Genomic DNA, 16,352 nt, shown 5'->3' on the forward strand with positions numbered 1-16,352 from the left:
GATGCCGGCCGGCGCCATTCGTCGGACGGAACGCGAACGACGAACGAGCGGCGGCAAGTGCAACCTTGTCGGCGATTGGATCGCGAAACGACGCGTACGCACGCATCGCACGCGCGACGTCCGGCCGACGCCGGACGCGCGCACTCGCCATGACCCGCCGCGTCACGCCGGCGCTTGCCGCATGCCGGCGCCGTGTGCGCAACGGGTTGCAGCCCGGCCGCGTTGCAGTCGCGCCCGGTGGCGGGCCGCCGCGCTTACCCGCCGCGCGCGCCGCCCGCCCGGTCGGCCACTTCGTTCCACAGATGCAGCGCCGCATACGCGCGCCACGGCCGCCAGCCTTCGGTGCGGCGCTTCTGGCTGGTGAGCCGGTCGAGCGCCGGGTCGCGCGCGGCGATCGACTGCATCAGCACGAGATCGGATGCCGGCCACGCGTCCGGGTCGCGCCACGCGCGCATCGCAATGTATTCGACGGTCCACGGGCCGATGCCGGGCAGATCGAGCCATGCGCTGCGCAGCGTCGCGAGATCGGCATGCGCGCGGTCGACCGGCACGTCGCCCGCCGCCACCGCGCGCGCCACGCCGGTCAGCGCCGCCACGCGCTTGCCGGGCATCCCGATCTTGTCGAGATCGCACGCGGCCAGCGCGTCGGGTGTCGGGAAACGCCACGCGGGCGCGCCGTCGTCTTCATGAATCACGCGTTCGCCGGCCCGTTCGACGAGCCGGCCGACGATCGTCGTCGCGGCCTTCACGCTCACCTGCTGGCCGACGATCGCGCGCACGGCCAGCTCGAACCCCGACCACGCGCCCGGCACGCGCAGCCCCGGCGCGGCCTCGACGAGCGGCGCGAACCAAGGGTCGCGCGCGAGCCCGCCGCCGATCGCGGCCGGATCGGCGCCGAGGTCGAACATCGTCGCGACGCGTGCGGCGAATGCATCGTCGACGTGACGCGCGAGCGCCCCTTCGACGGTCGCGATCAGGCAATGCTTGCGCGGGTGTTTCGCGACGGTGAGCCGGCCTGCAATGCCGTGCAGGTCGACGATGCGGCGATACACGCCGTCCGCGACCTGCTCGACGCCCGGAATCGCGCGCCCGCTGAAGAAGCGCAGCACGCGCGCCCAGTCGTACGGCGCCTTGTAGCGCAGTTCCATCTGCGCGGACGGCGGCACTGGGCCGCCGTTCGCGAGGGACTTGATCGTCGTCGTCTCGATACTCAAACCGCACTGCCCTCCGTCTCGGCTTCGGCTTCATCGTTGTCGTGGATATGACGCGCCTCGGCCGCGAGCAGCGTCGCCTTGCGGCGCACGCCCCAGCGATAGCCGGCGAGCGCACCGCCCTTTTGCACGACGCGGTGGCACGGGATCGCGAGCGCGACCGGATTCGACGCGCACGCGGACGCGACCGCCCGCACCGCGCGCGGCGAGCCGAGCGCCTCGGCGATCTCCGAATAGCTGCGCGTCTCGCCGTACGGGATGTGCGTCAGCGCTTCCCACACGCGCTGCTGGAACGCGGTCGGCGCGATGTCGAGCGGCAGGTCGAATGCGTGCCGCGTGCCGTCGAGGTACGCGCGGATCTGCGTGACGAACGGCGCGAGCCGGGCCGGCGATTCGACCAGTTCGGCCCGCGCGAACGCTGCCTTCAGCTCGCCGACGAGCGACGCCGCGTCGTCACCGAACGCGATCCGGCAGATGCCCTGTTCGGTGGCGGCGACGAGCACTGTGCCGAGCGACGTTGGCGCGGTCGCATAGTCGATCCGCAAGCCCGCGCCCTGGCGGCGGAAGGACGACGGCGCCATCCCCAATTCGCGCGGCACCGACGCATAGAGCCGCGACGGCGAATTGAAACCCGCGTCGACGGCCGCCTGCGTGACCGGCTGCCCGCTTTGCAGCGCCTGCCGCAGCGCGGCGCCGCGCTGCGCGGCCTGGTACTGCCGCGGCGACACGCCGACCACGCGCTTGAAGAGCCGCTGCAGGTGGAACGGGCTCACGTGCACGGCATCGCTCAACTGCTGCAGCGTGAGCCGCTCGGCGTGCGCGTCGAGCACCGCGCACGCGCGATTGACGATTTCCAGCTCGCGCGGCAGCCCTTCCGGCTGGCAACGCTTGCAGGGCCGGAAGCCGGCCGCGCGCGCGGCCGCCGGATCGGCGAAAAAGGACACGTTCTCGCGGCGCGGCTGGCGCGACGCGCAGGTCGGCCGGCAGAACACGCCGGTCGTGCTGACGGCATAGAAGAACGCGCCATCCGCATGCGGATCGCGTTCGGTCACGGCGGCCCAGCGGGCCTCGTCGGTCGGATAGGCGGTTTTCATTTGAACCTCGCACTCTCTAGTGTAGACGGTGCCTACTCTAGACATCGGCGCATGCCGTCGCGCCCTGAATCTTGCTCTGTGATTCGTACCGATGAATCGGGGCCGCATCGCTAAAAATAAATCCGACGAAACGCGCGCGACAGCCGCTCCCGCATGGCTTTCGTCATCGTCGCGTCATCATTTTGCTGCAGTGCGGATGCGACAAATCGTCGTCCTGACGTTTTTTTGCAATCGAAATATTGCGTCGCACCATCGCCGTGTGTATAGTTGGAACTGTCTCCTCCATGTCTCCTCCTGATATGGATTAAGCCCGTTCCGCTCTGCGTGAACGGGCTTTTTTTCGTCCGTCGATTGTGCCGCGCTCCGGCCGGCAGCGCAGGCGCGATGCGTCTACACTCGATGCTCGTCGACTGCGAAGGAGTGCCCGCCCATGAAGCCCACCATCCGCGGAATCGATCACATCGTGCTGCGCGTGACCGACATGGCGGCAATGACACGTTTTTACTGCGACGCCGTCGGTTGCCATGTGGAGAAGGAGCAGCCCGACCTGGGCCTTGTGCAGCTGCGCGCCGGCGATGCACTGATCGACCTGCTCGCGGTCGGCGGCCCGATCGACCGCCCCGACAGCGGCCCGCCCGGCACCGGGCGCAACCTCGACCACCTGTGCCTGCGCGTCGAGCCGTTCGATCCCGACGCATTGATCGCCCATTTCGCCGCGCATGGCGCGCGGCCGGAAGCGCCGGCGCAACGCTACGGCGCAGGCGGCTACGGGCCGTCGATCTACCTGTTCGATCCCGAAGGAAACATGGTCGAATTCAAGGGGCCGCCGGCCGCGCTCGGCTGAACGCGGCCGGCGCGCGGGCCGTCACGCGTCGGCGCGCGCCTTCAGTACCGTCCACTCGACCGCGACCGGATCGTGATCGGCGCTCGAGATCCATGCGGCGCCGTCCTGCACCGTGCACTGCAGGCGCATCGTGCGCTCCGCGAGTCGCCCGAGCGCAGCCGCGACACCATCGGCGAGCGACAGCACCTGCACGTTGCGCAGCCGTTCGACCTTGCTGCGCACGCCCTGCCACCAGATCTCCGACGTCTTGCCGCCGTAGGCGATCACCGTGACCTGCCCGGCACGGCCGGCCGCCTTCGAGATGCGCCGTTCGTCCGGCTGGCCGGCCTCGATCCATACGTCGATCGCGCCCGTCAGGTCCTTCTGCCACAGATCGGGCTCGTCGACGTCCGACAGCCCCTTGCAGAATTCGAGTCGCTCGTGCGCGAACAGCGCGAACGCGACGATGCGCACCATCATCCGATCGTCGGTTTCCGACGGATGGCGCGCCACCGTCAGCGCGTGATCGGCGTAGTAATGCCGATCCATGTCGGCGATTTGCAGTTCGGCTTTGTAGATCGTGGATTTCAGCGCCATGCGGATGCGGCCCGGGCGGGCATTCGGTTCGGTCGGGCCGTGATGATACCGAATGCGCGCCGTCCGGCGTGCTTCATGCGCGATCCACAGTACAACGGCCCGGCATGGGCCGGGCCGTGTTCGATTCGCGCCGCCGGCCCGACGGGCCGGCGCGCTCGCGCGTCGTGCGACGGCGCGGTGAGTGGACGGTTACTGCTTGACGAAGCGCGAATCGGTCCAGAGGCCTTGCTGGTCGCTGTTGTCGGCGCTGACGAACTGCACGTCGCCCTGCTCGACCGATACCACGCGGAAGCGCTGGCCTTCCGGCACCGAAAGACAGCGGAAGTCGTCGAAGTACTGCTGCTTCGCCTGCGACTTGCCGTCACGTTCGTGACTCAGTACGGAGTCCAGATTGTCTTTCGACAGGCAGCCCCATGCGTTCTTCGTCAGCTGGATTTCCTGCTTCGGCTTGACGGCCGAATCGCCGCCGGCCTGGGCAATCGACACAGCGCAAAATGCGCCGACAAGGGCAAAAAGGACACCGGTACGCTTCATCATGTTCTGTCTCCAGGCTTGCGGGCACCAGGCTGGGTTAGCTATGTGTTTAAAGGTGATCGTGAACCCGCGTTTTTCACTTTAGAAGACCGGCAAACGATAGCAAGCACATTTGTTGTGCGACCGCAATAGCGGCGGATTGTCGCACCCCGTGCGCAGCCCGCTTTTGGCGCGACACGCGCGGGCGGCACGGGCTGCCGAACGATGCGCCGGCCCGCGCCGCCGGGCGGAAAGCGTTACCCGGCAAGGCTTTCAGCAAATTTACAATGCGACGATTGAACGGTTTGGATAATCCATTTCGCTATCCGGATTATTTTGATGCGTTGCACATAAAGTCATCCGAAACGATTCGACTTTACCGCAGCGCGGAATCGCTTTTACCTGAAACAAGAAAAATGCCAGATATAAGCGCATCCGTATTTATCCGTAGTTCCCCGTATCCGTTCGGCGCCTGCGAAGCCCCGTCGCAAGCGCCTTTTACCAGTCTGGTGTTTACCCTGCTTTATTCAGCCCGATTGGCTGACGCGCGAAATAATCGTGCTGGAAGATGCACATCCGATAAGCGTTGTGATACGCGCCATTCCCGAAAAATTCTTCCTTCAATTCGGCCTCGTGCTGGAATCCGCATTTCTCGTACACATGGATCGCCGCCGCGTTCGACGTATCCACGATCAGGTAAAGCTTGCGCATGTTCAGCACCTTGAACGCGTACTCGACCGCGAGACGCGTCGCCTGGCCCGCGTAGCCGCGCCCCTGGCAGTGCGGCGCGATGATGATCTGGAACTCGCCGCGACGGTGGATGTAGTCGAGCTCGATCAGCTCGACGAGGCCGACCAGTTCGTCTTGCGTATCGACCGCGACGAACCGGCGCTCGCGCTGGTCGTGCACGTGGCGGTCGTACAGTTGCGACAGTTCCGAGAAGGTTTCGTACGGCTCCTCGAACCAGTAGCGCATGATCTTCGCGTCGTTGTTCAGCTCGTGGACGAAGCGCAGGTCCTGGCGCTCCAGCGGCCGCAGCGCGAGCGTGTGGGTATCGTTCTGGAGTTGCATGTTCATGTCCTTTTCGATGCCGGCGCACGTGCGGAATGCCGGTGCGGCACGGCCGCGTTCGGCGCCGTTGCGCACCGTAAGAAATTGAACGCCGGCGCAGTTCAGAGCCTAGAATGAGAGCAAGGGTTCCTGCCACCGCAAGGAGGCTATCGTGATCGAGCAAGTCATACTCGGCATTTTCCTCGTGCTGCCGCTGGTCATCGTGGCTGCGCTGTTTTCCGACGAACTCTGGCAGGAGCATCGCCGCCAGCATCCGCGCGACGAGAACGCACCGCACATCGACTGGAAGCATCCGTGGCGCCGCGTGCGACGCGGGCATTGACTTCGATCCCCGTCGATCCGCAGCACGCGTCGGCCGGGCCACCCTGGGCCGGATAACATGCGGTGCACGATTCTTGCGCTTCGATCCGATTCCCGCTCAACCCGCGAGACCCCGACGTGAACGACAAGCCCGCCCTTCCTCCGCACGATATCCCGAACGAAACGATCGACCTGCAGATCGCCGATGTGCTGGCGGCCGTCCGCTATCCGGCGAACAAGGATGCGATCGTCGATGCCGCACGCGATGCCGGCGCCAGTAACGAAGTGCTGTCGATGCTCGACGGTCTGCCCGAACAGGATTACGCGGACGTCGACGCCGTCACGCGCTGCGTCGCCGGCAACTTCGGCCCGGGGCTCGGCATTTGAGCGGATGCCAATAACGGGATAGGATCGGACCGCACCGGTCGCGCCGCGATCGGATGCGTGCCGCCCGGCGCAAGACCGGGCGCTCGAGCATGCATGCCCGGGGGAATCCATGGAAGGCATCCTGATCCAGCACACGACGCGACGTCAGCTGTGGTTCGGCGCGCTGACGGCACTCGTCATCCTGCTTGCGCTCGGGATCGCCGCGCCGCACGCGAACGTCGCGCTGCCGGCCGTCGAGCCATTCATGCCGATGTGCGCGCTCACCGTGTTCACGACCGCGAGCATCGCGGCGTTCTTCCTCGGCGCGCAGTTCACCGTGACGCGCCAGCCCGTGCTCGGTGCGCTCGGCGGCGCCTATGCGTTCACCGCGCTCGCCGTCGCGCTGCAACTGCTCACCTTTCCCGGCGTGTTCGCGCCGCACGGCCTGCTCGGCGCGCGCCCGCAGAGCGCCGCATGGATGTGGATCTTCTGGCATGCCGGCTTTCCGTGCTTCGTGATGGCCGCGCTGTTCGCACGCGAGCGGCTCACGCGTGCCCCGGTCGGCGCGAAAGAGACGCGCCGCTGGACGATCGCGCTCGTCGGCGGCCCGGCCGTCGCGGCGGCGCTCCTGTGCGCGCTCGCGCTGAACGTGTCGCTGCCGCCCGCGTTCCATCCGCCTCGCGACGCAGCCGTGCTGCCCGTCAACGGCATCGCGCTCGTCGTATGGATCCTCAACGTGCTCGCGCTCGCGGCCGTGCTCGTCGCGGGCCGGCTGCGCACGACGCTCGACCTGTGGCTCGCGATCGCGGTGCTCGCGTGCCTGACCGACACGACGCTGAACCTGCTGACCGCGAACCGCTTCACGGTCGGCTGGTATGTCGCGCGCGTGTTCAGCATGTTCACGCCCGGCGTGCTCGTGTGCGTGCTCGCGTGGGAAGTGACGATGCTGTATCAGCAGTTGTTCGAAGCGCATGCGACGCTGATCCGTTCTTCCGCGCGCGACGGGCTCACGGGCGCGTTCAACCGCAGCCACTTCAACGACCATTTCCACGCGCTGTTCCTGCAGGCGCGACGGCAGGGCGAACCGCTGTCGCTGCTGATGGTCGACGTCGATCACTTCAAGGCGTACAACGACGCGTTCGGTCACGTGAAGGGCGATGCGTGCCTGATCGCCGTCGCGAACGCACTGGCCGGCGCCGTACGGCGGCCGGCCGATATCGTCGCGCGCTACGGCGGGGAGGGATTCGCGATCGTGCTGCCGAACACCGGCGCGCGCGGTGCGCGGGTGGTGGCCGACGAAGCGCGCGAAGCCGTGCTGCGGCTCGACCTCGCGATGCCCGATTCGCCGGCCGGACGCGTGAGCGTCAGCGTCGGCTGCGCGACCGTGGCGGCCGACGATCTGTCGACGCCCGACGCGTTGATCGAAGCCGCCGATGCCGCGCTGTACCGGGCGAAGGATATGGGGCGAAACCGGGTCGTCGTCGCGTGAAAACGTCTGCTGTTTGGCTAATTGTTACGGTCATTGTGACCGGAATAATCCGCCGTTACGGATTGCGTGACCGGGATACCAACGCTTACAGCCGGTGTTGCGGGCGCTCGCTATGCTGGGTTCCATATCGAACCCGAGCAGGTGAATGCAATGAAGAAGACCCTTTTGCTGATTGCCGGCGTCGCCGTGCTGTTGAGCGGCTGTATCGTGGTGCCTGACGGTGGCGGGTATTACGGGGATGGCGGGTATTACCATCATCATCGTCATTGGGATTAAGGCCTCCCGGCCGAGCATTGCATCCTCATTCCGCAGAACCTCGGATGAATACCGAGCGCGGTATTTGATTCCGCCCCTCCGGCACATGACTCATCTCACACCGAGCGATTTGAATCGTTGCCGGAGCGTTACAGGCTTCTACACGCCTCTGCCGAATTCCGGGCCGCCGCATGCGGTCCGCTGATCCCCTTCCGTAATCATCACACGGCACGCCTTTCTCGCACTCCGATCGGTATCGGTTCATTGTTTTACGGTCGGCGATCGCGACGCGCCATTCAGTTTTTGTCGTTGCAGCCGATATCACTTGTTTACCGCTGCAAGTCCCTGTCGCATCGTGCTCCCACGGCATTCGTCGTCACTAAATCCGAGAACCAACTGAACCATGAAGCTGTTCGACCGACAGAAGTGGCATGACGACGTCTCGATCGTTGGGAACCGCTATCTCCGCGTCCCGCTGCCGAAAATGGAAGCTGGGCGTTTTGGCTGGATCAAGCGCTGGTCCATCGACTGGCTCGTGCCGACAGGCCTATCGGCATCGGCAACCTATCACCTGACGGATGCATTCGTTGGACGCTACCGCGCAATCCTCCCTACAGGCGCCGTTGACGACGTTCCTCTCGAGGTCATGTCTGACTTGTGGAGCCGCCCTGCCTCGCAACATTTCTTTATAGGCTTCTTCGGGCTATCGGTTCTAACCGTGGCCATGTTGCTTTTTCAACAACTGGCGCGCCCCACCCTGAGAAACATACTCCGTCGTCGCAAACGGCCGCTCGTTAGCCCCAAGCCATTCGTACTCGTTCTCGTCCTTGGCAAACTACTGTCGACCGTCATTCCAGTGTGCGCCGTTGCGATCGCGGCTTACGCGCCGGCGAGCGGAATCTGGGGTGGAATTGGCCTCCTCATCGGGTTGATTGGCCTAGTCACCGCTGGCTACTACCACATGGTCTACGGTGAAATGCGGCCCCCGTGCGTCATCTCGATATCGTTTCATCGACCGCGACAATTTCCATCAATCGACGCAGGCGAGGCTGTATCGATGACAAGCTTGACCCAATGGCGCGACGCCCATACAGCGCTTCAGGACGACGCAAACGCCATCTCGGACGCGGCTGGCGGCGCATTCGCACAAAATGTGACCGCCTCGTTTGATCTCGATGATGTTGCTATTTCCGTCGCGTTGAGCATCGACATCGATGATTTGCCACGAGATCGCCGATGCGCGGTCGATGCACAAATCAACCGCGTGCTGAGCAAATGGCGTAGCGAAGGTTACAGGAGCGGCTCGCTTTATGATGGAAGAACGTTGCCCGTGCCAACTGCTCCGTCATCCCCCAGCGGCTTCACGGCACCATCGCGCCCCTCCGGCACCACACCAGCCGATTCGGTGCGTGTGGCGGCTCGGTCGGGCAGCACAGTCCTGATCATCAACGACATCATCACTCGAAATCAGGCAGCTACCCGCCGCAGTCGAATCATGCAGCGCAGAGAAAAGGTGTTTGAATTCGTTTCGGAAGCCGGCAATGACGATGCATGAGTGCCAATGCTGTTCATACTCGATGGCACGCCGCTGGCAGCTGCAACGTACAGTTCAGTGTCCGCTCACTTCCCGATACAAAACCTGCTGAAAATCACCCCGAGCAGGTCATCGGAAGTGAACTCCCCGGTAATCGAATTGAGCTGCTCCTGCGCGAGCCGAAGCTCTTCCGCAAACAGATCGAGCGACTGCGCGCGCTGCTCCGCATGATCGGCCGCCTGCGCAAGATGCGCCTGCGCAGCCCGCAGCGCGATCAGATGCCGCTCGCGCGCCAGATAAACGCCCTCGGCCCCCGCCTGCCATCCGGCGATCCGCAGCAGCTCCGCGCGCAGCATGTCGATCCCGTCGCCGCGCTTGGCCGACAGATGGACCTCGGTCAGGTCACCTTCCGCCGTCGGATGCTCGACGCACGCCGGCACGCCGGTCAGGTCCGTCTTGTTCAGCACGCGCACCACCGGCACGCCGGCCGGAAACCGCGCCGCGATCGTCCCGTCGTCCGGCGTCATCCCCGTGCGCGAATCGAGCAGATGCAGCACGACATCCGCACGCTCGATCTCGCTCCACGTGCGCGCAATGCCGATCCGCTCGACTTCGTCCTCCGTCTCGCGCAGCCCGGCCGTATCGATGATGTGCAGCGGAATCCCTTCGACCTGGATCGTCTGCGCCACCTTGTCGCGCGTCGTTCCGGCGATCGGCGTGACGATCGCCAGCTCGGCGCCCGCCATCGCATTCAGCAGCGACGACTTGCCGACGTTCGGCTGCCCCGCGAGCACGACCGACAGCCCTTCGCGCAACAGCGCGCCCTGCCGCGCATCGCCGAGCACGTGCGCGAGCTGCGCACGGATCTTCGCGAGCTTGCCGCGCGCGTCGGCCGCTTCGAGGAAGTCGATTTCCTCCTCCGGAAAATCGAGCGTCGCCTCGACCAGCATCCGCAGCGCGATCACATCGTCGACGAGCGCATGGATCTGCCGCGAGAACGCGCCGTCGAGCGAACGCCCGGCCGAGCGCGCGGCCGCCTCGGTGCTCGCCTCGATCAGGTCGGCAACGGCCTCGGCCTGCGCGAGGTCGAGCTTGTCGTTCAGGAACGCGCGCCGCGTGAACTCGCCCGGCTCCGCGAGCCGCAGCCCGAAGCCGCGCCCCGCATCCAGGCAGCGCTGCAGCAGCAACTGCATCACGATCGGCCCGCCATGCCCCTGCAGTTCGAGCACGTGCTCGCCGGTATACGAATGCGGCGCCGGGAAATACAGCGCGATCCCGCGGTCGAGCGGCGCGCCGTGCGCGTCGAGGAACGGCACGTAGCTCGCATGACGCGGCGCGAGCTTCTGCCCGCACAACGCGTCGATCAGCGGCAGCGCGGCCGCCTCGCCGCCGCGCCCGAACGACACGCGGACGACCCCGATGCCGCCCCGGCCGGCAGCAGTGGCAATGGCGACGATCGGATCGGAATCGGTAGCGAGCATGGGAATCGGAGAAATCGGGTAATCAGCGGGTCAATGGCGCGCCCGCACAACAGTTCGGGCATCGGAACGCCGGCATTGTAGCGTGCCGGCTCGCCCGCCACCGGCCGCGGCGCCGGATTCGGACTCGCCCGAATTTATCCCGCCGGGGATAAGCCAAGTATTAGTCCGGCATCATCACACACCGGCCATTTCGGACGAGTATGCGTGCCGGAGGGGCTCGGCACTGCGTCCCTCAATTTCACCGCCCATCCTGATCAGGGCCGGGATTCGTCCGAATAAGATACGTTTATCTCATATGGTTGTCTGAGACGCGGCGATGGAATTGCACAATCTCCCCATGCCGACATCCGAAGAAAAAGCCGCGTTCTCGGAACGCCTGAAATTTGCCCTGCGGCGCAGCCCGGAGAAGGTCACGGGCGCGACGGAGCTGGCGAACCGATTCAATCTGCGCCATCGCGGAACGCATCCCGTTTCGCCGCAAACCGCGCACAAATGGTTGACGGGCCGCACGATCCCGACGTCGGACAAACTCGAAACGCTTGCCGAATGGTTGCGCGTCGAAGTGCACTGGCTGCATTACGGGCCGTCGCCAAGCGTGATCGAACATCCGACGCCGCAACCGCTGCCGCGCGACGAACGCTATCCGCCGACGCCCGAGACGATTGAACTCGCATCGAAGATCGAAGCGCTGTCTCCCCACCAGCGCTACCTCGTTCAGGAACTGGTCGAGCAGTTCTACGGCGATCCGAAACCCGAAGCGAAGAAAGCCTGAACGGCAGCAACCGCGCGCGCCGCCGTCGCCGGGAAACAAAAAGCCGCATGGTCACGAACCATGCGGCTTTTTTTGCGAGCATCGCGGGCGGCTGGCCGCCCGCGAATGCAACGGACGTCAGGCCGGCTTCTTCTTGACGCCGCCGAGCTTGCGCGTGATGTAGTACTGCTGCGCGATCGACAGCACGTTGTTCACGACGTAGTACAGCACGAGACCGGCCGGGAAGAAGAAGAACATCACCGAGAACGCGATCGGCATGAACTTCATCATCTTCGCCTGGACCGGATCCGGCGGCGTCGGGTTCAGGCTCGTCTGCACGAACATCGACACGGCCATCAGCACCGGCAGGATGAAGAACGGATCGCGCTGCGACAGGTCATGAATCCACAGAATCCACGGCGCGCCGCGCATTTCGACCGAGGCGAGCAGCACCCAGTACAGCGAGATGAACACCGGGATCTGGATCACGACCGGCAGGCAGCCGCCGAACGGATTGACCTTCTCGGTCTTGTACAGCTCCATCAGCGCGGCGTTCATCTTCTGCGGATCGCTCTTGAAGCGTTCGCGCAGCGCCTGCATGCGCGGCGTGATTTCCTTCATGCGCGCCATCGACTTGTAGCTCGCCGCCGACAGCGGGAAGAACACGGCCTTGATCAGCACCGTCAGCAGCACGATCGCCCAACCCCAGTTGCCGACGTAGCTGTGGATCTTCTCGAGCAGCCAGAACAGCGGCTTCGCGATGATCGTCACCCAACCGTAGTCCTTCACGAGCTCCAGGCCGGGCGCGATGCCTTCGAGCATGCGCTCTTCTTCCGGACCGGCGAACAGGCGCGCCTGCACGTCGGCCGACTGGCCCGGCGCGATCGCGGCGACCGGTTGCTCTACGCCGATGCGATAGAGCGACCCGTCCAACTTCTTCGCGTAGATCTCACGCTTCGCGCCTTGCTGCGGAATCCACGCCGACGCGAAGTAGTGCTGCACCATCGCGATCCAGCCATTGTCGGCAGAGGTCTCGAAGTTCGCCTTGTTCTTGTCGAGATCGCTGAAGTCAATCTTCTGAAAGTGCTTCGCATCCGTATAGACCGCCGGCCCGAGGAACGTATGCGAGAACATCGGCGTTTCGACCGGCGTGTTGTCGCGGACCAGCTCCATATAGAGCCTCGGCGTCACAGGCGCCGTACCGACGTTGTCGATCTTGGTGTCGACGCCGATCACGTAGCTGCCGCGCGTGAACGTGTAGGTCTTCACGACCTTCACGCCGCCCTTCACCGGCGATTCGAACGACAGCTTCAGCGTGTTCTGATCGCCCGTCAGCGACGTCGGGCCCGCATCGATCTGCGTGTAGACGTCCGTGTGATTCGGGAAATCGCCGCCGACGAGGCCCGTGCGTGCGAGATACGTGTGGCCGGCCGTGTGGTCGAACAGCGTGATGTACAGGTCGGGCTGCTTGCCGTCGCCCTGCTTCTTCAGCGTCAGCTTCGCGAGCGTGCCGCCGCGCGTGTCGATTTCGCCGTCGTACACGTCGGTCGAGAATTTCACGAGCTGCGCCTGCGCGGCCGGGGCCGTCGTCGACGGTGCGGCGCCGGCTGCGGCGGCAGGCACGTCACCTGCGGTCGTCGCGCCCGTGCCCGATGCGCCGCCGGCAGCGACCGGGGCCGTGTGCGTGGCGCTCGGGAAGAACATCGACGGGCGTCCATGGTCCCGCTGCCAGTTGTCGTACAGCATGACAGCTGACATGAAGAAGATCACCCATAGGACGGTGCGTTTGATATCCATGCGTTGTCTCAGAGTCGATGGGACCGCGCGTCGGCTTCGCCGCGAGCGCGAGTGTCGGAGTTGGGCGGCGGGACGAGGTCGATGCCGCCCGCGGAAAACGGATGGCATCGGCACACGCGCCTGACGGCGAGATACGTGCCGCGCGCGGCGCCATGATACTGGATTGCCTCGCGCGCGTAATCCGAACAGGAAGGATAAAAACGGCAACGGTTGCCGAGCATCGGGCTCACGGCAACCTTGTAGAAGCGCAGCAACGCGATCAATACCGTTTTCATACCTTGGGCGGCGCCGTACGACGCCGCGTCAAAACCGGCCGGGCGGGCGCGAACGCCGCACCGGGCACGGATGCGTCACTCGGACGCGGGCTTCGACGCGCGGCGGGCGATCTCCCGGGCTGCCCTGTCGAGCAGCTCGCGGATCTCGGCCGCACACATCGCCGCGAGCGGGGCGGAAGCCGCGCTCGGCAGCGCTTTCTTGTCGAAGCGCGTGTGCTGCCGCAGCAGCAGGTCGTAACCGGCGAATTCGGCCCGGCGCAAGCGAAACGCATCGCGCGCCAGCCGCTTCACGAGGTTACGGGTCACCGCTCGCGGCGCATACTTCTTGCCGATGACGAGCCCCAGACGCGCGGGCTGACCGGTCGGCTTGCCGTAAATCACGAAGTGCGCGGAACGCCGCCAGGGGCGCAAACGAAAAACGGATGAAAATTCATCCGTTTTCAGAAGTCGCGCAGCTTTCGGGAAGGCGGCTTTCGTCTGCGACGGATTCGCATCCGGCTCGACGGCACCTTCCGCAGGGCTGCGGACGGCGGACACAGCGCGCAACCTGCCTTAGATGGCGAGGCGCTTGCGGCCCTTCGCGCGGCGAGCGTTGATGACCTTGCGGCCGCCTGCCGTCTTCATGCGGACACGGAAGCCATGGGTGCGCTTGCGGCGCGTCACGGACGGTTGGTAAGTACGTTTCATGATGTTCTCACTTGTTCGAGAATGTCGAAATTCAGGGGACCGCGTGCCCTTAACCGGAGGCATTCGGGCGAACGCAATCGCCGGGAATACAGGATTGGTTTTCGCGGAACCCGCTATTTAAACCGTTTTTCTCTTGACGGTCAATACTTTAGGAGTCGTCCGCCTGTGCCGGCCCGCTCCGATCCGGCCCCGCGACCCACAATCCCAGCCTGTGGATAAGTCCCGCTGTGGCCGCGTTTGGCGTTAGAATCTCGCCTTATCTCCAAGAATCCCGCACGCCGCTTCGGCGCCCGCCTGCCCCTCCAGGACTGTGACGCAGGCGTCCGAGGCACGCTCGCACGACCGCTTCGGGCCTTGTTGCGCAACCGCGACAAGGGCGCCGGCGAGCCGCGCTGTGCATGCAAAAAACGACAGCTACTTGATGAACGATTTCTGGCAACACTGTTCCGCACTGCTGGAGCGCGAGCTGACGCCCCAGCAGTACGTGACGTGGATCAAACCCTTGGCCCCGGTGGCCTTCGATGCGTCGGCGAACACGCTGTCCATCGCCGCGCCGAACCGCTTCAAGCTGGACTGGGTCAAGAGCCAGTTTTCGGGCCGCATCTCCGATCTGGCCCGAGAATTCTGGAACACGCCGATCGAAGTCCAGTTCGTCCTCGATCCGAAGGCCGGCATGCGCAGCGCACCTGCGAGCGCCGCACCGGCCGCCCCGCGTGCGCCGCTGGCCCCGAGCGGCCCGGCCGCGACGGTCGCCGCGATTGCCGCCAACCTGACCGCGCATGCCGCCGCGGCGCCCAGCGCGCCGGCCGACGTACCGATGACGCCGTCCGCGGCCGCCGCGCACCATCTGAACGCCGACGACGCCGACATCGATCTGCCGAGCCTGCCCGCGCACGAAGCGGCGGCGGGCCGCCGCACGTGGCGTCCGGGCCCGGGCGCCGCGCCCGCCAACGGCGGCGAAGCCGATTCGATGTACGAACGTTCGAAGCTGAACCCGGTGCTCACGTTCGACAACTTCGTGACCGGTAAAGCGAACCAGCTCGCGCGCGCCGCCGCGATCCAGGTCGCCGACAACCCCGGCATCTCGTACAACCCGCTGTTCCTGTACGGCGGCGTCGGCCTCGGCAAGACCCACTTGATCCACGCGATCGGCAACCAGCTGCTGCTCGACAAGGCCGGTGCGCGGATCCGCTACATCCACGCGGAACAGTACGTGTCGGACGTGGTGAAGGCGTACCAGCGCAAGGCGTTCGACGACTTTAAGCGCTACTACCACTCGCTCGACCTGCTGCTGATCGACGATATCCAGTTCTTCTCCGGCAAGTCGCGCACGCAAGAGGAATTCTTCTATGCGTTCGAGGCGCTCGTCGCGAACAAGGCGCAGGTGATCATCACCAGCGACACGTATCCGAAGGAAATCTCGGGCATCGACGATCGCCTGATCTCGCGCTTCGACTCCGGCCTCACCGTCGCGATCGAGCCGCCCGAGCTCGAGATGCGCGTCGCGATCCTGATGCGCAAGGCGCAATCGGAAGGCGTGAACCTGTCGGAAGACGTCGCGTTCTTCGTCGCGAAGCACCTGCGCTCGAACGTGCGCGAACTCGAAGGCGCGCTGCGCAAGATCCTCGCGTATTCGAAGTTCCATGGCCGCGAGATCTCGATCGAGCTGACCAAGGAAGCGCTGAAGGACCTGCTGACCGTGCAGAACCGGCAGATTTCGGTCGAGAACATCCAGAAGACCGTCGCCGACTTCTACAACATCAAGGTCGCGGACATGTACTCGAAGAAGCGCCCCGCGAACATCGCGCGGCCGCGGCAGATTGCGATGTACCTGGCGAAGGAACTCACGCAGAAGAGCCTGCCGGAGATCGGCGAGCTGTTCGGCGGGCGCGATCACACGACCGTGCTGCACGCGGTGCGCAAGATTGCCGACGAGCGCAGCAAGGACGCGCAGCTCAATCACGAGCTGCACGTGCTGGAACAGACACTGAAGGGCTGAACGGGCCGGCGCGCTTGATAATTCGGCCTCCGCCCCAATTTAAGGGGGGCGGTTCGGTTTTGAGGCACAATACTGGTTTGACCGCCCCGGTGGTGGCGGGCCAAGAGCC

The 16,352-nt window shown here is 65.2% G+C and carries 18 protein-coding genes; 8 read left to right on the plus strand and 10 right to left on the minus strand.

Annotated features, from left to right (window positions below):
- Window positions 1-254 precede the first annotated feature (254 nt).
- Both WT97_RS02425 and ada read right to left on the minus strand, forming a co-directional pair.
- Entirely contained in the window at window positions 255-1,214 is a 960-nt protein-coding gene (locus WT97_RS02425; RefSeq protein WP_060352734.1) for a DNA-3-methyladenine glycosylase, read from the minus strand.
- Window positions 1,211-2,305: a bifunctional DNA-binding transcriptional regulator/O6-methylguanine-DNA methyltransferase Ada gene (gene ada / locus WT97_RS02430; RefSeq protein WP_059501482.1), complete on the minus strand. Its 1,095-nt coding sequence runs from the start codon at window positions 2,303-2,305 to the stop codon at window positions 1,211-1,213. Before ada ends, WT97_RS02425 begins: the two co-directional genes overlap by 4 nt.
- Before the next feature lie 430 nt (window positions 2,306-2,735).
- Between ada and WT97_RS02435 the strand changes: the two genes are divergently transcribed.
- Window positions 2,736-3,149: a VOC family protein gene (locus WT97_RS02435; protein WP_034208723.1), complete on the plus strand. Its 414-nt coding sequence runs from the start codon at window positions 2,736-2,738 to the stop codon at window positions 3,147-3,149.
- 21 nt (window positions 3,150-3,170) lie between these two features.
- Here WT97_RS02435 and WT97_RS02440 read toward each other — a convergent pair whose 3' ends face one another.
- The 3 genes from WT97_RS02440 to speG form a co-directional block, all read right to left on the minus strand.
- Window positions 3,171-3,725, minus strand: a complete 555-nt coding sequence (locus WT97_RS02440) for a YaeQ family protein (RefSeq protein ID WP_059501487.1) — start codon at window positions 3,723-3,725, stop codon at window positions 3,171-3,173.
- A gap of 189 nt (window positions 3,726-3,914) precedes the next feature.
- The gene (sap1, locus tag WT97_RS02445) at window positions 3,915-4,262 is read right to left on the minus strand and encodes a surface attachment protein Sap1 (protein WP_059501489.1); all 348 of its coding nucleotides are present in this window, start codon (window positions 4,260-4,262) and stop codon (window positions 3,915-3,917) included.
- Window positions 4,263-4,751: 489 nt separating this feature from the next.
- Complete coding sequence (gene speG, locus WT97_RS02450; RefSeq protein WP_060030805.1) at window positions 4,752-5,309, minus strand: spermidine N1-acetyltransferase; 558 nt, start codon at window positions 5,307-5,309, stop codon at window positions 4,752-4,754.
- Window positions 5,310-5,460: 151 nt separating this feature from the next.
- On the opposite strand from speG, the gene WT97_RS34475 reads away from it, so the two are divergent.
- The 5 genes from WT97_RS34475 to WT97_RS02465 all read left to right on the plus strand — a co-directional run bounded on the left by WT97_RS34475 (window position 5,461) and on the right by WT97_RS02465 (window position 9,274).
- On the plus strand, window positions 5,461-5,631 hold the full coding sequence (locus tag WT97_RS34475; RefSeq protein ID WP_006489933.1) for a hypothetical protein: 171 nt from the start codon (window positions 5,461-5,463) through the stop codon (window positions 5,629-5,631).
- A 116-nt stretch (window positions 5,632-5,747) separates the two neighbouring features.
- On the plus strand, window positions 5,748-5,996 hold the full coding sequence (locus WT97_RS02455; RefSeq protein ID WP_059501490.1) for a DUF2795 domain-containing protein: 249 nt from the start codon (window positions 5,748-5,750) through the stop codon (window positions 5,994-5,996).
- Between the two features lie 109 nt (window positions 5,997-6,105).
- Window positions 6,106-7,464 carry a sensor domain-containing diguanylate cyclase gene (locus WT97_RS02460; RefSeq protein WP_060352735.1) on the plus strand — a complete coding sequence of 453 codons (1,359 nt, stop codon included), beginning with the start codon at window positions 6,106-6,108 and terminating at the stop codon, window positions 7,462-7,464.
- A gap of 150 nt (window positions 7,465-7,614) precedes the next feature.
- On the plus strand, window positions 7,615-7,740 hold the full coding sequence (locus WT97_RS34820) for a hypothetical protein (RefSeq protein WP_256980637.1): 126 nt from the start codon (window positions 7,615-7,617) through the stop codon (window positions 7,738-7,740).
- A gap of 382 nt (window positions 7,741-8,122) precedes the next feature.
- Window positions 8,123-9,274, plus strand: coding sequence for a hypothetical protein (locus tag WT97_RS02465; RefSeq protein ID WP_060352736.1), 1,152 nt, complete (start codon window positions 8,123-8,125; stop codon window positions 9,272-9,274).
- Window positions 9,275-9,339: 65 nt separating this feature from the next.
- On the opposite strand, the gene mnmE is transcribed toward WT97_RS02465, so the two are convergent.
- On the minus strand, window positions 9,340-10,734 hold the full coding sequence (mnmE, locus tag WT97_RS02470) for a tRNA uridine-5-carboxymethylaminomethyl(34) synthesis GTPase MnmE (protein WP_060352737.1): 1,395 nt from the start codon (window positions 10,732-10,734) through the stop codon (window positions 9,340-9,342).
- Window positions 10,735-11,071: 337 nt separating this feature from the next.
- On the opposite strand from mnmE, the gene WT97_RS02475 reads away from it, so the two are divergent.
- Entirely contained in the window at window positions 11,072-11,506 is a 435-nt protein-coding gene (locus WT97_RS02475) for a transcriptional regulator (RefSeq protein ID WP_059501495.1), read from the plus strand.
- A 117-nt stretch (window positions 11,507-11,623) separates the two neighbouring features.
- On the opposite strand, the gene yidC is transcribed toward WT97_RS02475, so the two are convergent.
- From yidC to rpmH, 4 genes are all read right to left on the minus strand, one after another.
- On the minus strand, window positions 11,624-13,282 hold the full coding sequence (yidC, locus tag WT97_RS02480; protein WP_060352738.1) for a membrane protein insertase YidC: 1,659 nt from the start codon (window positions 13,280-13,282) through the stop codon (window positions 11,624-11,626).
- Window positions 13,283-13,290: 8 nt separating this feature from the next.
- Window positions 13,291-13,557 (minus strand): membrane protein insertion efficiency factor YidD, encoded by a 267-nt coding sequence (gene yidD, locus WT97_RS02485; RefSeq protein WP_006489939.1) that lies wholly within the window; start codon window positions 13,555-13,557, stop codon window positions 13,291-13,293.
- 75 nt (window positions 13,558-13,632) lie between these two features.
- Window positions 13,633-14,094: a ribonuclease P protein component gene (gene rnpA / locus WT97_RS02490; RefSeq protein WP_060352739.1), complete on the minus strand. Its 462-nt coding sequence runs from the start codon at window positions 14,092-14,094 to the stop codon at window positions 13,633-13,635.
- Window positions 14,095-14,109: 15 nt separating this feature from the next.
- The gene (rpmH, locus tag WT97_RS02495; RefSeq protein WP_004198824.1) at window positions 14,110-14,244 is read right to left on the minus strand and encodes a 50S ribosomal protein L34; all 135 of its coding nucleotides are present in this window, start codon (window positions 14,242-14,244) and stop codon (window positions 14,110-14,112) included.
- Window positions 14,245-14,665: 421 nt separating this feature from the next.
- On the opposite strand from rpmH, the gene dnaA reads away from it, so the two are divergent.
- Window positions 14,666-16,243: a chromosomal replication initiator protein DnaA gene (gene dnaA / locus WT97_RS02500; RefSeq protein WP_060352740.1), complete on the plus strand. Its 1,578-nt coding sequence runs from the start codon at window positions 14,666-14,668 to the stop codon at window positions 16,241-16,243.
- Window positions 16,244-16,352: the final 109 nt, after the last annotated feature.

Source organism: Burkholderia sp. MSMB1459WGS, from assembly GCF_001534535.1.
Taxonomy (GTDB): domain Bacteria; phylum Pseudomonadota; class Gammaproteobacteria; order Burkholderiales; family Burkholderiaceae; genus Burkholderia.

Coding starts and splice junctions, on each gene's coding strand:
- WT97_RS02465 (WP_060352736.1), top strand. CDS start 8,123: ATGAAGCTGTTCGACCGACAGAAGTGGCATGACGACGTCTCGATCGTT.
- WT97_RS02440 (WP_059501487.1), bottom strand. CDS start 3,725: ATGGCGCTGAAATCCACGATCTACAAAGCCGAACTGCAAATCGCCGAC.
- sap1 (WP_059501489.1), bottom strand. CDS start 4,262: ATGATGAAGCGTACCGGTGTCCTTTTTGCCCTTGTCGGCGCATTTTGC.
- yidD (WP_006489939.1), bottom strand. CDS start 13,557: ATGAAAACGGTATTGATCGCGTTGCTGCGCTTCTACAAGGTTGCCGTG.
- ada (WP_059501482.1), bottom strand. CDS start 2,305: ATGAAAACCGCCTATCCGACCGACGAGGCCCGCTGGGCCGCCGTGACC.
- rpmH (WP_004198824.1), bottom strand. CDS start 14,244: ATGAAACGTACTTACCAACCGTCCGTGACGCGCCGCAAGCGCACCCAT.
- dnaA (WP_060352740.1), top strand. CDS start 14,666: ATGAACGATTTCTGGCAACACTGTTCCGCACTGCTGGAGCGCGAGCTG.
- WT97_RS02435 (WP_034208723.1), top strand. CDS start 2,736: ATGAAGCCCACCATCCGCGGAATCGATCACATCGTGCTGCGCGTGACC.
- WT97_RS02460 (WP_060352735.1), top strand. CDS start 6,106: ATGGAAGGCATCCTGATCCAGCACACGACGCGACGTCAGCTGTGGTTC.
- yidC (WP_060352738.1), bottom strand. CDS start 13,282: ATGGATATCAAACGCACCGTCCTATGGGTGATCTTCTTCATGTCAGCT.
- WT97_RS02475 (WP_059501495.1), top strand. CDS start 11,072: ATGCCGACATCCGAAGAAAAAGCCGCGTTCTCGGAACGCCTGAAATTT.
- WT97_RS34820 (WP_256980637.1), top strand. CDS start 7,615: ATGAAGAAGACCCTTTTGCTGATTGCCGGCGTCGCCGTGCTGTTGAGC.
- mnmE (WP_060352737.1), bottom strand. CDS start 10,734: ATGCTCGCTACCGATTCCGATCCGATCGTCGCCATTGCCACTGCTGCC.
- speG (WP_060030805.1), bottom strand. CDS start 5,309: ATGCAACTCCAGAACGATACCCACACGCTCGCGCTGCGGCCGCTGGAG.